The sequence below is a fragment of the Cryobacterium sp. GrIS_2_6 genome (assembly GCF_035984545.1).
Lineage (GTDB): Bacteria > Actinomycetota > Actinomycetes > Actinomycetales > Microbacteriaceae > Cryobacterium.
Genome location: NZ_JAXCHP010000001.1, coordinates 2,323,518 through 2,338,908, shown reverse-complemented (window position 1 = coordinate 2,338,908; position 15,391 = coordinate 2,323,518). Strand labels below are relative to the sequence as shown.

General features: G+C 69.3%; 11 protein-coding genes. 6 read left to right on the top strand and 5 right to left on the bottom strand.

The window, feature by feature from the left end; genetic code table 11:
- Nucleotides 1–148 precede the first annotated feature (148 nt).
- Both RCH22_RS11530 and RCH22_RS11525 read left to right on the top strand, forming a co-directional pair.
- Nucleotides 149–2,647, top strand: a complete 2,499-nt coding sequence (locus RCH22_RS11530) for a DUF3516 domain-containing protein (protein WP_327014089.1) — start codon at nucleotides 149–151, stop codon at nucleotides 2,645–2,647.
- A 92-nt stretch (nucleotides 2,648–2,739) separates the two neighbouring features.
- A complete protein-coding gene (locus tag RCH22_RS11525; protein WP_327014088.1) occupies nucleotides 2,740–3,792 on the top strand; it encodes a Gfo/Idh/MocA family oxidoreductase in 1,053 nt (350 codons plus the stop codon).
- Between the two features lie 427 nt (nucleotides 3,793–4,219).
- Here RCH22_RS11525 and RCH22_RS11520 read toward each other — a convergent pair whose 3' ends face one another.
- Nucleotides 4,220–4,741 carry a LysM domain-containing protein gene (locus RCH22_RS11520; protein ID WP_327014087.1) on the bottom strand — a complete coding sequence of 174 codons (522 nt, stop codon included), beginning with the start codon at nucleotides 4,739–4,741 and terminating at the stop codon, nucleotides 4,220–4,222.
- A 108-nt stretch (nucleotides 4,742–4,849) separates the two neighbouring features.
- Nucleotides 4,850–6,226 (bottom strand): L-serine ammonia-lyase, encoded by a 1,377-nt coding sequence (locus RCH22_RS11515; protein WP_327014086.1) that lies wholly within the window; start codon nucleotides 6,224–6,226, stop codon nucleotides 4,850–4,852.
- 115 nt (nucleotides 6,227–6,341) lie between these two features.
- On the opposite strand from RCH22_RS11515, the gene RCH22_RS11510 reads away from it, so the two are divergent.
- Entirely contained in the window at nucleotides 6,342–7,526 is a 1,185-nt protein-coding gene (locus RCH22_RS11510) for an FAD-dependent oxidoreductase (protein ID WP_327014085.1), read from the top strand.
- A gap of 112 nt (nucleotides 7,527–7,638) precedes the next feature.
- Here RCH22_RS11510 and RCH22_RS11505 read toward each other — a convergent pair whose 3' ends face one another.
- The 3 genes from RCH22_RS11505 to RCH22_RS11495 form a co-directional block, all read right to left on the bottom strand.
- On the bottom strand, nucleotides 7,639–8,679 hold the full coding sequence (locus tag RCH22_RS11505) for a putative sulfate exporter family transporter (protein ID WP_327014084.1): 1,041 nt from the start codon (nucleotides 8,677–8,679) through the stop codon (nucleotides 7,639–7,641).
- A 231-nt stretch (nucleotides 8,680–8,910) separates the two neighbouring features.
- Nucleotides 8,911–10,011 (bottom strand): acyl-CoA desaturase, encoded by a 1,101-nt coding sequence (locus tag RCH22_RS11500; protein WP_327014083.1) that lies wholly within the window; start codon nucleotides 10,009–10,011, stop codon nucleotides 8,911–8,913.
- 223 nt (nucleotides 10,012–10,234) lie between these two features.
- Entirely contained in the window at nucleotides 10,235–11,821 is a 1,587-nt protein-coding gene (locus RCH22_RS11495; RefSeq protein ID WP_327014082.1) for a phospholipid carrier-dependent glycosyltransferase, read from the bottom strand.
- A 51-nt stretch (nucleotides 11,822–11,872) separates the two neighbouring features.
- On the opposite strand from RCH22_RS11495, the gene rsmI reads away from it, so the two are divergent.
- From rsmI to RCH22_RS11480, 3 genes are all read left to right on the top strand, one after another.
- Nucleotides 11,873–12,736, top strand: coding sequence for a 16S rRNA (cytidine(1402)-2'-O)-methyltransferase (rsmI, locus tag RCH22_RS11490; protein WP_327014081.1), 864 nt, complete (start codon nucleotides 11,873–11,875; stop codon nucleotides 12,734–12,736).
- A gap of 62 nt (nucleotides 12,737–12,798) precedes the next feature.
- A complete protein-coding gene (gene metG / locus RCH22_RS11485) occupies nucleotides 12,799–14,361 on the top strand; it encodes a methionine--tRNA ligase (RefSeq protein WP_327014080.1) in 1,563 nt (520 codons plus the stop codon).
- A complete protein-coding gene (locus RCH22_RS11480; RefSeq protein WP_327014079.1) occupies nucleotides 14,354–15,286 on the top strand; it encodes a TatD family hydrolase in 933 nt (310 codons plus the stop codon). Before metG ends, RCH22_RS11480 begins: the two co-directional genes overlap by 8 nt.
- Nucleotides 15,287–15,391 lie beyond the last annotated feature (105 nt).

Genomic DNA, 15,391 nt, shown 5'->3' with positions numbered 1-15,391 from the left:
CCGTTCAGCCTAAGGCGGCCGCGCCGGGCCGCGCCCGCACATTCCTTACGATTCGCTGGTGTTTTCGCCAGAGTCTCCACCCGTCGCTTGCCCGTCCTCCGCCCCTCCGCAGGCAACGGCCAGCGCGATAGGGCAGGATCGAAGGATCATGGCAACTCTGAGCGCCCTCCCGTCCGTCACCGATCCCGACGCCCTGTTCGCGGCATTCGAAGAGTGGGCGACCGGCCAGGGCCTCTCGCTCTACCCCGCCCAGGAGGAGGCGCTCATCGAGATTGTCTCGGGGGCGAACCTGATCCTGAGTACTCCGACCGGGACCGGGAAGTCCCTCGTCGCGGTCGGAGCGCACTTCGCCGCGCTCTCCGCGGGCAAACGCAGCTTCTACACCGCGCCGATCAAGGCGCTCGTGAGCGAGAAGTTCTTCTCCCTCGTCGAGATCTTCGGCGCGGAGAACGTCGGGATGATGACAGGGGACTCCTCGGTCAACTCGGACGCCCCGATCATCTGCTGCACGGCCGAGATCCTCGCGAACCTCGCCCTCCGCAGCGGCGAGGACACTCAGGTCGACCAGGTCGTGATGGACGAATTCCACTTCTACGGCGACCCCGACCGCGGCTGGGCCTGGCAGGTGCCGCTCCTGCTGCTGCCCCGGGTGCAGTTCATCCTGATGAGCGCGACCCTCGGCGACGTGACCGAAATCGCCGACGACCTCGCCCGCCGCACCGGCCGCACGGTCGCGGTCGTCACGGGCGTCGAACGCCCGGTCCCGCTCAACTACTACTACGAGACCACGCCGGTGCACGAGACCGTCGAGGACCTGCTCAAGACCGGCCAGGCGCCCGTCTACATCGTGCACTTCTCCCAGGCCGCCGCCCTCGAACGGGCGCAGGCGCTCTCGAGCGTCAAGGTCGCAACCAAGGAGCAGAAGGAAGCGATCGCGGAGCTGATCGGCGAGTTCCGCTTCACGACGAGCTTTGGCAAGACCCTCTCGCGGTTGATCCGGATGGGCATCGGCGTGCACCACGCCGGCATGCTGCCGAAGTACCGGCGCCTCGTCGAGCAGCTCGCCCAGCGCGGCCTGCTCCGGGTGATCTGCGGCACCGACACCCTCGGAGTCGGCATCAACGTGCCGATCCGCACGGTGCTGTTCACCGCCCTGACCAAGTACGACGGCGTCAAGATGCGCCAGCTCAACGCCCGCGAGTTCCACCAGATCGCCGGGCGCGCCGGCCGGGCCGGGTACGACACCGCGGGAACCGTCGTGATCCAGGCCCCCGACCACGAGACCGAGAACCTCAAGGCGATCGAGAAGGCCGGAGACGACCCCAAGAAGAAGCGCAAGATCATCCGCAAGAAGGCGCCGGAGGGCTTCGTGTCCTGGGGCGAGCCCTCGTTCCAGCGCCTCGTCAACGCCGAGCCGGAGACACTGCACTCGAGCATGCAGATGACCGCTGCGATGCTGATCAACGTGATCGGCCGCGGCGGCGACGCCTTCGCGCACGTCTACGAGCTCGTGTTCGACAACCACGAGCCATGGAAGCGCCAGCTCGCGCACGCCCGCCGTGCCCTCGGCATCTACAAGACGCTGCGCGCGGCCGGGATCGTCGAGCAGAGCGCGAGCGGGGACATCCGCCTGACCGTCGACCTGCAGCCGAACTTCGCTCTCAACCAGCCGCTCTCGCCGTTCGCGCTTGCCGCGTTCGACCTGCTCGACCCGGAGTCGCCGACCTACGCGCTCGACATGATGTCGATCGTCGAGGCGACCCTCGACGACCCGCGCCCGGTGCTGATGGGCCAGCAGTTCGCGGCCCGCGGCGAAGCTGTCAACGCGATGAAGCGGGAGGGCATTGAGTACGACGAGCGGATGGCGCTGCTCGAGGAGATCACCTGGCCGAAGCCCCTCGAGGAGCTGCTGACCTACACCTTCACGACCTACAAGGAGTCGCAGCCCTGGATCGCGGACTTCGAGCTCAGCCCCAAGACGGTCGTGCGCGACATGTACGAACGGGCGATGTCGTTCGGTGAGTTCATCGCGTTCTACAAGCTCGCGCGCTCAGAGGGCGTCGTGCTGCGCTACCTGTCCGACGCCTACCGGGCCGCGCGGCAGACCATCCCGGACGAGGCCAAGACCGAGGACCTGCTCGACCTGATCGAGTGGCTCGGCGAACTCGTGCGCCAGGTCGACTCGAGCCTCCTCGACGAGTGGGAGGAGCTCATCCACCCCGACCTCGAAACGCACGAGCAGGGCGCCGTGTCCGTGCTGCCGCCGCCCCCGCGCCGGCTCACCACGAACGTGCGCGCCTTCCGGATCCTCGTGCGCAACGAGTTGTTCCGGCGCGTTCAGCTCGCGGCGCTCGAGAACTACGACGCGCTCGGCGAACTCGACCGCGAGCACGGCTTCACGGCGGATGCCTGGGGAGACGCCATGGACGGATACTTCGCCGAACACGACGAGGTCCTCACCGGCGCCAACGCGCGCGGCTCCGGCATGCTGATCCTCGACGAGGGCGCGACCACCTGGACCGTTCGGCAGATCTTCGACGACCCGGCTGGCGATCACGACTGGGGGATCAGCGCGACGGTCGACCTCGCCGAATCGGACGAACTCGGTGCCGTGCACGTCCGGGTCACGGCGGTCAACCGGCTCTGACGCCGGCCAATGCCTGGTGCAGACCCGTACCTGGAGCTGTGTCGAGCGCGGTGGCTGCGGGCGGCCGGTGCCCCACGGAGTAGCGTGGAAGCATGAGTGCAGCCGACAACATCGCCCGTCCGATCCGATCCGCCGTGATCGGCTTCGGCCTCTCCGGGAGGGTGTTCCACAGCCCGTTCCTCGCCGCGAACCCCGAATTCTCCCTCGACGCGATCGTCACGGGCGACCCGGTACGGCGGCAGCAGGCGGCAGAGACCTATCCGGGTGTGCGCCTGATGCACACCGTGGACGAGCTCCTCGCCGCCGCGGACGACCTCGACCTCGTCGTGATCGGCTCCCCTCCGGCCAGCCACGTCGAACTCGCCCATGCCGCGCTCGACGCGGGCCTCGCCGTCGTCATCGACAAGCCGTTCGCCCCCACGAGCATCGCGGGCCAGGGTCTCATCGAGAAGGCCAAAAGCCTCGGCTTGCTTCTCACCGTCTTCCAGAACCGGCGCTGGGACGGCGACTTCCTGACCCTGAAGGCGCTCATCGCCGAGGGCGCCCTCGGCGAGGTGCGGCACTTCGAGTCGCGGTTCGAGTTCTGGCGCCCGACACCGTCGGCCAAGGCATGGAAGGCGAGCGCCGGCATCCGTGAGGGCGGGGGGATTCTCTTCGACCTCGGCGCGCACCTGATCGACCAGGCCCTGCAGCTCTTCGGGCCGGTCGACGACATCTACGCCGAGATCGCGACCCGCGTGCCCGGCGGGAACGCCGACGACGACACCTTCGTGTCGCTCCACCACGGTTCCGGGGTGCGTTCGCACCTGTGGATGAACGGGACCGCCGCCCAGGTCGGGCCGCGTTTCCACGTGCTCGGCTCTGAATCGGGGTACACGAAGTGGGGCCTCGACGGCCAGGAGGCCACCCTTGCCGCCGGTGCTCTTCCGACGGATGCCGGTTTCGGTATCGAGCACGAGTCGGCCTGGGGCATGCTCGGGCTCGACGGCGCCCAGCACGCGGTGCCCACGGAACCCGGCGACTACGCGGCCTTCTACCGGGGACTCGCCGACGCGCTGCTGCGCGGCGCGCCCGCTCCCGTCGACCCGGAGGACTCGCTGCGCGTGGTCGGGATCATCGAGCGGATCTTCCGCCAGACCCGCTAGCGGCATCCGCTCGCCGGCCGGTCGAGCGTCGACGTCGAGCGCTGGTTTTGCGCCGTTCCGCGCGTGGTCGACCACCCGCGCAGCGGCGGAATATCCGCGCTCGGCGCGGTGGACGCCCGCTTAAAGCAAGCGACCGGCCCCGGCCGGACCGGGCAACCGTGTGCTCGCCCGCGCATCACGTTCTTTCGGTCCGACCGATGCCGGTCGGCTTCAGCGCCCCAACACGTTGGGACTGGTTGTACTCTCGTTCACCGAGATGAACGAGGGGTGCGGATTGACTGAACGAGAGGTGCCGTTTCCCAGCCTCCCGGCGACCGGGGATCGTCGCCGGTTCAACCCTGCCGGACGAAGCTGCCGGGCAGGCGCGTGCGGGCTGTGGAGCGATCCGCGGGGAATCTGATGCGCGTGCGCCGGGAATGCGGTGTGGCTAGCGCTTCGTGGTCCAGTCGAGGTTGATGACGTCGTTGATGTAGATGTCCTCGCCGAGGCCGGGCACCGACGGATTCATCCGGAGGAGCTGTTGCACGGGCACGTCGAAGCGTTGCGCGATCGCGAAGAAGTCGTCGCCCTCGACGACCGTGTAGGTCTGGAGTGCGCCGGCGCCGTTCGACGCGGCGGATCCCTCGGCGCCTGCTGTCGCGCCCAGATCGGTCGCAGGCCCCTCCGGAATCGGCGCGACGGGGATTGCGCCAGCGTTCGGGGTCGTCGTGGGTGCCGATCCCTTCGGCGGGTTGGGGATGAGCGGCACATCCACGGGCGTCGGGGTTGGCGTGGGCGTCGGCGTCGGCGTGGGAGTCGGTGTCTGGGTGACGACGACGGTGGCCGTGACGACCGTCGGCGCCGGAGCCGCCGCGCACCCGGCCAGGCCGAGAACGAGGATCCCGGAGACCAGGATCGCGGTGGATGGGCCCGCGGCTCGGAACGAGTGCTGGGACGACCGAATACGCATGAGACCCCCGGAATGCCGTGAACGCGATGTATGCGGCGCGACAGGGGAACGAAAGGGCTGCGCCCGACATCCGTATCGCGTGTGCCAGCCCAGTTTAGGCTGGTCGGGTCAACATTCGATCACGTTGACGGCGAGACCGCCCTCGCTCGTTTCCTTGTACTTCGTCATCATGTCGAGGCCGGTCTGGCGCATGGTCTCGATGACGGTGTCGAGGGAGACGAGGTGGGTGCCGTCGCCGTGCAGTGCGAGGCGGGCAGCGGAGACCGCCGTCGACGACGCGATCGCGTTGCGCTCGATGCACGGCACCTGCACGAGGCCGCCGACGGGGTCGCAGGTGAGCCCGAGGTGGTGCTCCATCGCGATCTCGGCGGCGTTCTCGACCTGGCGCGGGGTGCCGCCGAGCACCGCGCAGAGTGCTCCGGAGGCCATCGCGCACGCGGATCCGACCTCGGCCTGGCAGCCGCCTTCTGCGCCGGAAATGGAGGCGTTGGCTTTCACGAGGGAACCGATCGCGGCCGCCGTGAGCAGGTAGCGGCGGATGCCCTCGGCGTTCGCCCCGGGGACGAACCGCAGGTAGTAGTGCCCGACGGCCGGGATGATTCCCGCCGCACCGTTGGTCGGGGCCGTGACGACGCGGCCTCCGGAGGCGTTCTCCTCGTTGACCGCGAGGGCGAAGGCGTGCAGCCACTCGGTCGAGGTGTCCCGTTCGCGAAGGGGCAGCAGCTCATATTCCTCGAGCTGCATGCGAATGGCGGCGGCACGGCGCTTGACCTTGAGGCCCCCGGGCAGGGTGCCGGCCGTAGCCAATCCGGCCTCGACGCAGATGTGCATCGCGTCCCAGATCGCGTCGAGCCCGGCGTCGAGGGCTTCGGCCCCGTGGATGGACTCTTCGTTCTCGCGGGCGATCGCGGCGATGTCGACCCCGCGCGCATCGCAGAGTGCGAGCAGTTCGGCGCTCGAGTCGTAGTCCATCGGCCGGGGAGAGGTCGTCCGCGGAACCAGTGGGTCGCCCTCGCGCCGGATGAAGCCGCCTCCGATCGAATACCAGGTCTCTTCGAACAGGGGGAAGGCATCCGTCGCCGACCACGCCTGCAGGGTGAGCGCGTTGGGGTGGCCGGGCAGCCGGGTGCGGGCTTCGAAGCGGATGTCGCCGCGCTCGACAGCGATCGTGTGGCGGCCGGCGAGGAGCAGCGTTGCGCCCTCGTCCAGGTCGGCCCACGATCCGTGGACGGCGGCAGGGTCGCAGGTCTCCGGGTGCAAGCCGGTGAGGCCGGCGAGGACGGCGTCCGGGGTGCCGTGGCCGAGGCCGGTCGAGCCGAGCGAACCGTAGAGCGAGCAGCTCACCCGGGTGACCTCGCCGAGCCGGCCGCTTTCGGTGAGGTGGGCGGCGAAGGCGCGGGCGGCCCGCATCGGGCCGACCGTGTGGGAGCTGGAGGGGCCGATCCCGATGGAGAACAGATCGAGGGCCGAGACATACGCGGACATCCGTCCATCGTATGCGCGTCGGCGGCCCGCGTCCGGGGGCGCGCGGTCGCCGGTCCGTGACGCCGGACGACTCGTTGGGGCGGGGACGGGCATCGGGGGCTGGCAGGATGGGCGCATGGACTCCGGATCAGCTGCACGTATGGCGCCTGTCGAGCGCGTCGACACCGTCGTGATCGGCGGCGGGGCGATGGGCTCGGCGACGGCGTGGCAGCTCGCGCGGCGCGGACACCCCGTGCTCCTCCTCGAGCGCTTCGAGCCGGGCCACAAGAACGGCGCCTCGCACGGCGCATCGCGCAACTTCAACACCGCGTACGCCGATCCCACCTACGTCGGCATGCTCGCGGAGGCCGTGTCGCTCTGGCGCGAGCTCGAGTCCGAGTCGGGGGCCGCGGTCTTCGACCAGGTCGGCGTGGTCAATCACGGGCCGAACCCGGCGTTCGACTCCGTCGCCGAGGCGCTCCGCTCAGCGGGGCTCGGAGCCGAGTTCCTCACTCCGGAGGCGGCGGGGGAGCGTTGGCCGGGCATCCGCTTCGACGGCCGGGTGCTGCACAACCCGGACGCCGGGCGCATCAACGCGGATGCTGCGGTGGCGGCACTGCAGGCGGCCGCGGCTGCGGCGGGGGCCGAGATCCGGCACGGCGTGCGGGTGCCGCGGGTCGACGTGCTCGGGGACGACCGGGTGCGCGTGACGACGGAGACCGGCACGATCGAGGCCCGCCGTGTGGTCGTCACGGTCGGGGCCTGGACGACCGGGCTGCTCACCGGGGCAATCGCGTTGCCGCGACTTCGGGTGACCCAGGAGCAGCCGGCGCACTTCGCCCAGCGCGACGCGGCGGCCCAGGACTGGCCCGGCTTCAACCACGCCCGCGACACCACGGACCCGCGGTACAGCTACTGGTACTCCCCGGTCTACGGCATGCGCACCCCGGGAGAGGGGATCAAGGCCGGCTGGCACGGTGTCGGTCCGGTCACCGATCCGGACCGGCGCAGCTTCCTGCCCGAGCCCGTGCAACTCGCGGCCCTGCAGCGCTACGTGAGCGAGTGGTTGCCGGGTGCCGACGCCGACGTCCTCGAGCCGGTCAGTTGCACCTACACAACCACGGCCGACGAGGACTTCGTGCTCGACAGGGTCGGACCGGTCACCGTCGGCGCGGGCTTCAGCGGGCACGGGTTCAAGTTCACGCCGACGGTCGGGCGGATCCTCGCGGACCTGGCCACGGATGCCGCGGCCGCGCCGCCCCGCTTCGCCCTGTCCCGAACGCCCAACGCTGGCCCCGGCGGCTGGCTCGCCCGCGGCTGACCAACGCGCGCCGCGCCACGTGCGCCGCTTCGCGCCAGGCATGCCTGGCGCGAAGCGGCGCAACGGGCGCGCGACCGCGGCCCGTGGTGCGCGCCCCGCGGCAGGCGACCGGTCAGGCGAGCAGGACGGCGCCGTAGGCGAGGGCCGCAATGAGCGCCCATGAACCGAGGCCGACGGTGAGTGCGCGCCCGCCGGTGCGCACGAGCACCCCGAGCTGCACCGCCGCGCCGAGCCCGAAGAGCGCGGTCGCCAGGAAATAGGTCTGCAGGGTGTCAGCGACGAGGAGCACGCCCTCGGGCAACGGCACGAGGGTGCGGAGCATCACGGCAGCCAGAAAGCCCAGGACGAAAAGCGGAACGATCGGGGGATGCCGCGTCGAGGCATCCGTGGACACCGCAGCGAGGGTGCCGGTGCGCAGGGGCATCGCACTCGAGGTCGAGGCTGCCCCGCTGCCGTCTCTGCGGCGCTCCTGCAGGGACACCCCGGCGACGATCGGCGCGAGCAGGAGCACCCGGGTGAGCTTGACGACGATCGCCACGGCGAGGGCGGCCGGCCCGGCGACCTGCGCGGTGGCGACGACCTGGCCGACATCGTGCACGCTGGCGCCGACCCACTGTCCGTACTGCAGGGCGTCCAGGCCGAGCGGATGCCACAGGGCGGGCAGGACCGCGATCGCGAGGGTCCCGCAGAGGGTGACGAGGGCGATCGGTGTGGCGGTGTCGTCATCGTCTGCGTGCACGACGGCACTCATGGCGCCGATCGCGGACGCGCCGCAGACCGAGAATCCGGTCGCGATCAGCAGGGGCTGCTGCCCGGGCAGGCCGATCCTGCGGCCGAACCACAGCGTGCCGAAGAAGGTGAGAACGACGATGGCGACGGTCGTCGCGATGGTCAGCCAGCCGAGGCCGAGGATGTCGACGAGGCTGAGCTTGAGGCCGAGCAGCACGATTCCGAGGCGCATGATGCGCTTGGAGGCTACAGAGAGGCCCGGCGCGAGCACTCCGGTGAGCTGCCGGCGCGCCACCGGCAGCTGGCCGGCGACGATTCCGAACACCACGGCGGCCGTGAGAAGCGGGATCCCGGGGACGAGGGCGTGCACGAGCCCGGCAAGGAGTGCGGCGGCGACCGCGACGAGCACGCCCGGCAGCCACATGGATTCGAGCCTACTCCGACGTCGTCCGCGCCCCGAGTCGTTCGCGCGCCAACTGCGCCGCTGCGCTCCACACACGCCTGGCGCGCAGCGGCGCAGGTGGCGCGCGAAGCCGCGCACTTGGCGCGAAGCAGCGCTATTGGTGCGCGCGGCGGCGGCGGTTAACGACGGAACCGCCACGGTCCGGGCGGGCACAGGGCCCGGCGGAGCGTGACGGTTCGAAGCAGAAGCGGTCTAGCGGTGGTGGAACCGCGCGACCATGGGGCAGTCGAACGGATCGCGGGCGGCGAGGCCGACCGTGTTCAGGTACTCGATGACGATCCCATACGACTGGAACAGGCCCGTCTCCGTGTAGAGGATGTTGTGCGACTGGCAGTATTCCTTGGTGATCTCCTGCGCCTTCCGCAGGTGCGGGCGGGCCATGTTCGGGAACAGGTGGTGCTCGACCTGGTAGTTCAGGCCGCCCATGAAGGTGTCCATGAAGGTGCCGCCGCGGATGTTGCGCGAGGTCAGGACCTGGCGGCGCAGGAAGTCGACCTTGCTGTCGTGGGGGAGCTGCGGCATCCCCTTGTGGTTCGGGGCGAAGGATGCGCCCATGTAGACCCCGAAGACGGCGAGCTGCACTCCGATGAAGGCGAAGGCCATCCCGAGCGGCAGGAAGTAGAAGATCACGGCGACGTAGAGCACGATACGGGTCGTGAGCATGCTGATCTCGAGCCAGCGCTTGTCGACCTTGCCGCGGCCGAAGACCGTGCGGAAGCCCTGGACGTGCAGGTTGAAGCCCTCTGCCATCAGGAGCGGGAAGAACAGGTAACCCTGCTTGCGCGTGACGAACGAGCCGAGCCAGGACACCTTCGCGGCGTCCTCCTCGCGGAAGACGATGAAGTCGGGGTCGATGTCGGGGTCTTTGCCGATGACGTTCGGGTTGGCGTGGTGGCGGCTGTGCTTGTTCATCCACCAGGCGTAGCTGATGCCGACGAACAGGTTCGCGAGGATGCGGCCGGCCTTGTCATTGGCGGGCCCAGACTCGAACACCTGCCGGTGCGAGGCCTCGTGGGCGAGGAAGGCGAACTGGGTGAGGATGATGCCGAGCACGCCGGCGATGATCAGCTGGTACCAGCTGTGGCCAAGGAGCACGAAACCGGTGCCGAGACCCGCAGTTGCGAGGATGAGCATGCCGAAGACGAACCAGTAGAACCCGGTCGCGCGCTTCAGGAGGCCCAGGTTGCGCACAGTGTGCAGCAGCGAGGAGTACTCGGTGGTGGGATTCTTCGAGTCGCCACCCCGACGGGTCTTGACGATGCGCACCGTGGGTGCGACGGATGCTTCCGACATGAGGCCTTTGGTTTGGATCTGGACTTCTCAGTCGGTTCTGGAGCAATCACTCGTGGTGCAGATAGAAGTATCCTACGGGCGCACCCCCGGTCCGCGGGTCGGATTCACAACCGTTTCCCAGTCGCTATATGGCCCAAACGGCATATGAAGAGGGCTCAAATCGCCGAAACGGCACGAAACCGCAGGGTCTCATTCGACTGGAATTTCGGGGATCCGGGCGCGGCTATCGCCAGCTCGGTAGCCAAATATGCATCTGCCAGAACGAGAACGAGATCAGCATTCCCGTCCAGAGCGGGTAGAAGAAGGCGCTGACCAGCACGGCAGCCACGAGGTAGCCGATCAGCACGCGGATGCCGACGGTCCGGTCTGATTCGCGCGTCACGGCATCCGTGGGCGGTTCGGTGCTCGTGAGCTCCTGGGCGACCCCGATCCCGACCTCTGGGGTTCCCGGTGCGAGTCCGAGCACGAGACCGATCACGAACGTGAGCGCGAAGATCAGGTACGGCTCGAAAGCGACCGAATAGAACTGGAAGACCGTGCGGCCGGTGTACATCAGCCAGGGCAGGTACCCGGCGACCATGCCCATCAGGATCAGACCAACCCGCCACTCTCGGTACCGGGCGAGGCGATAGACGAGGTAGAGCACCGCGGCGGTCCCGGCCCACCAGATCAGCGGGTTGGCGATCTCGGTGATCGCCTCTGAGCAGGTCGAGAAGCTGCAGGCGCCCTCGCCGGCCGCCGATGACTGGTAGTACATGCTCGTCGGGCGCACCATGAACAGCCAGGTCAGCGGGTTCGACTGGTACGGGTGCGGCGTGACGAGGCCGACGTGATAAGTGTACGCGGCGATCTGGTAGTGCCAGAAACTCTGCAGGGAATGCGGCACCCAGGCGAAGGCCCCGGTCCAGGCTGTCTCGGGGGAGTCTGCCCAGGTTCGGTAGAACCCGCCCCTGGTGACGAACCAGCCTGTCCACGAGGTGAGGAAGGTCGCGATCGCGATCGGCACCAACAGCAGGAAGCTGATCGGACCCTGCTTGAGGATGGCACCGCTCGCCCAGAACGGGATGCCGGCCCGCCGGCGGGCGAGGGCGTCCACGACCACGACGTAGACGCCGAACGCGGCGAGAAAGTAGAGGCCGGACCACTTGACGCTCATGGTCAACCCGAAGGCGAGGCCCGCGGCGAGGAGCCACGGCCGGAACCATATCGCGGGCCCCCAGCCGGGCCATTCGCCGGTCTCCGCCCGTTTCGCCATCCAGGCGGCGAGGCGGGTCGCGTGCCACTCCCGGTCGAGCAGGATCGCCCCGAACCCGAGCAGCGCGAAGAACATCACGTAGTTGTCGAGCAGCGCCACCCGGCTCATCACGATCGCGTTGCCGTCGATCGCGAACAGCAACCCGCCGATGACCGCGAGCAGTGTCGAGCCGAACAGCTTCTTGATGATGAGCATCAGCAGAACGACCGCGAGAATGCCGATCAGGGCGGTCACGATGCGCCAGCCCCAACTGCTCTCCGGACCGAACGCGGCCATCCCGAGCGAGATCAGCCACTTCCCGAGCGGCGGATGCACGACGAACGATCCGACGTCGGTGAAGATGTTCGTGTTGCCGTTTGCGAAGATCTCGTCAGCCTTGTCCGGCCAGGTGGACTCGTAGCCGTTGTTGAAGAGGCTCCAGGCATCCTTGACGTAGAAGGTCTCGTCGAAGACGAGCGCGTGCGGGGAGCCGAGGTTCCAGAGGCGGAGAACGGCGGCCACGACGACCACGAACAGGGGGCCGGCCCACGGGAACCAGCGGCGTATGAGGAGCACGCTGACCATCGTAGTGAGCGGTGGTTACGCGCGGACTGCGAGACTGGGGGGATGATCATCCTCGCTGCCACCCCGATTGGAAACCTCGGCGACGTCTCGCGACGGCTGGTCGAGGCGCTCACGACCGCCACGGTCATCGCGGCGGAGGACACCCGCGTCACCGTGCACCTGCTCAAGGCCCTCGGGATCGAGAACCGTCCGCAGCTGATCAGCCTGCACGACCACAACGAACGGGTGAAGGCGGCTGAGCTCGTCGAGCTGGCCCGGGACACCGACCTGCTCGTGCTGAGCGACGCCGGCATGCCGACCGTGTCCGACCCCGGCTTCCACCTCGTCGACGCCGCCGTCGCCGCCGGCGTCACGGTCACCGTGCTGCCCGGCCCGTCCGCAGTGCTCACCGCCCTCGCCGTCTCCGGGCTGCCGACCGACCGGTTCACCTTCGAGGGCTTCCTGCCCCGCAAGCACGGCGACCGGATGTCTGCACTCCGCGAGGTGGCCGACGAACGCCGCACCATGGTCTTCTTCGAATCGCCGAACCGGCTCGCCGTCTCCCTCATCGACCTCGCCGAGGTGCTCGGTGCCGACCGCCGCGTCGTGGTCTGCCGCGAGCTCACCAAGTTCTTCGAGGAGGTCAAGCGCGGCACGGCCGCCGAACTGGCCAAGTGGGCGGCAGCGGGCGTCAAGGGCGAGATCGCGATCGTCGTCGCCGGGGCCGAGAAGCGCGTGCTCGACCTCGCGACCGGGGTCGCGGAGGTGCTCGCCCAGGTCGCGGCCGGCGCCCGGCTCAAGGAGGCCGCCGCAGACGTGTCCGCGGTGTCCGGTCTCGGCAAGCGCGACCTCTACGAGGCCGCCCTCGCGCAGAAGCCGGGGGCGCGTGCACCGGCCGCGCCGCAGCATCCGCCCCTGCCGTTCTGACCCGAACCGAGGCGGGACGTAACCCGGCCCGGGGCATCCGTTGCTCCCAATAGACTGGGGGCATGTCCGCCGGAGCATCCTTTTACATCACCACGCCCATTTTCTATGTGAATGATGTGCCCCACATCGGTCACGCGTACACGGAAGTGGCCGCAGACCTCCTCGCGCGCTGGCACCGGCAGGCCGGCGAGGACGCCTGGCTGCTCACCGGTACCGACGAGCACGGCCAGAAGATCCTGCGCACCGCGACCGCGAACGGCGTCACCCCGAAGGAATGGGCCGACCGCCTCGTCGAGACCGCGTGGAAGCCGCTGCTCAAGACCGTCGACATTCGCAACGACGACTTCATCCGCACGACCGACGAGCGCCACGAGGTCAACGCACAGAAGTTCCTGCAGCACCTCTACGACGCCGGCCACATCTACACGGGCGAGTATGAGGGCTTCTACTGCGTCGGCTGCGAGGAATACAAGCAGCCGAGCGACCTGATCGAGGGCACCGGCGAGTTCATCGGCCAGCAGGTCTGCGCCATCCACTCCCTCCCGGTCGAGCTGTTGCACGAGAAGAACTACTTCTTCCGGATGAGCACCTTCGCCGAGCGCCTGCTCGCCCTCTACGAGGAAGACCCCGACTTCGTCCAGCCCGAGAGCGCCCGCAACGAGGTCATCTCCTTCGTGAAGCAGGGCCTCTCCGACCTGTCGATCTCCCGCTCGAGCTTCGACTGGGGCATCAAGGTGCCCTGGGACGACAGCCATGTCGTCTACGTCTGGTTCGACGCGCTGCTCAACTACATCACCGCCGCCGGCTACGGCCAGGACGACGAGCGCTTCAGCAGGCTCTGGCCGGCCACGCACATCGTCGGCAAGGACATCCTCCGGTTCCACGCCGTGATCTGGCCCGCCATGCTGATGGCCGCCGGGCTTCCGGTGCCGCGCCGGGTCTTCGGCCACGGCTGGCTGCTCGTCGGCGGCGAGAAGATGAGCAAGTCCAAGCTCACCGGCATCGCCCCGAGCCAGATCACCGACACCTTCGGCTCCGACGCGTTCCGGTACTACTTCATGCGCGCCATCAGCTTCGGCCAGGACGGCTCGTTCTCCTGGGAGGACCTCTCCGCCCGGTACCAGTCCGAGCTCGCCAACGGCTTCGGCAACCTCGCCTCCCGCGTCATCGCCATGGTCGTGCGCTACTGCGACGGTGAGATCCCGGTCACAACGGCCTTCACCGAGGCGGACGCGGCCATCCGGGGCACCGAGATCCGGGTGACGGATGCCGCGGGCGAGGCCATCTCCCGCCTCGCGATCCACGAGGCGATCGCATCCGTCTGGGAACTCGTCGACGAGCTCAACGGCTACATCACGACCCAGGAGCCGTGGGGCCTCGCCAAGGACCCCGCCGACCGCGACCGGCTCGACGCCGTGCTGTTCACCGCCGTGCGCGGCCTCGGCACCCTCGCCGTGCTGCTCTCCCCGGTCGTGCCCGAGGCGTGCGCCAAGCTCTGGTCCGCCCTCGGCGGCGAGGGTCTCGTCACCAACCAGCGCATCGACCGCGCGTGGGAGTGGACCGGCGGCACCCACGTCTCCCCGCTCGAGGCGCTGTTCCCGCGCATCGAGGCGACGGTTGGCTAACGAACCCGTCCGCCAGCGTGAGCAGACCGCCGGCCGCGACCTGAGCTACCCGGCCCCGCCGGAGCCGCTCCCCGTGCCGGTGTACGACAACCACACCCACCTCGAGATCAGCGACGGCGAGCATCCGCTCAGCCTCGCCGAACAACTCGACCGGGCCGTGGGCGTGGGCGTGCACGGCGTGATCCAGGTCGGTGGCGACCGGGAGACCTCCCGCTGGTCGGCCGAGGCCGCCGCGAGCGAGCCACGCATGCTCGCGGCCGTCGCGATCCACCCGAACGAGGCCCCGGACTACGAGCAGGCCGGCACGCTCGACGACGCCCTCGCCGAGATCAACGAGCTCGCCGGGCGCCCGCGGGTCGTCGCGATCGGCGAGACCGGGCTCGACTTCTTCCGCACCGGGCCGGAGGGCCTAGCCGCCCAGTACCGCAGCTTCGAGGCGCACATCGAGATCGCCAAGCAGAACGGCCTCGCCCTGCAGATCCACGACCGCAACGCGCACGCCGAGGTCATCGCGACCCTGCTGCGGGTCGGCGCCCCCGAGCGCACGGTCTTCCACTGCTTCTCCGGGGACGCCGAGATGGCCGCGATCTGCGCAGAACACGGCTGGTACCTCTCGTTCGCCGGCAACGTCACGTTCAAGAACGCCGGCACGCTCCGCGCGGCCCTCGCAGCTGCTCCCCGCGAGCTGCTGCTCGTCGAGACGGACGCCCCCTTCCTCACCCCCACGCCCTTCCGCGGCCGCCCGAACGCGCCGTACCTCCTGCCGCACACCCTGCGCGCGATGGCCAACCACCTCGAAACGGATGTCGCCATGCTGGCCGCCCAGATCTCCACCACGACCGAACGCGTCTACGGGCGCTGGGACGCCGAACCCGTCGTGCCGGCGCCGACCGCGCCGACCGTCAGCCTCGGGGGACTCCAGTGAGCGACGCCGAGAACGTCCCGGCGACCCCGGCCACGGATGCCGCCCTGCCCGCCGAGCCCACGGCATCCGCTGCGCCCGTCGCCCGTTCACTGCTCGGGCCGGCCG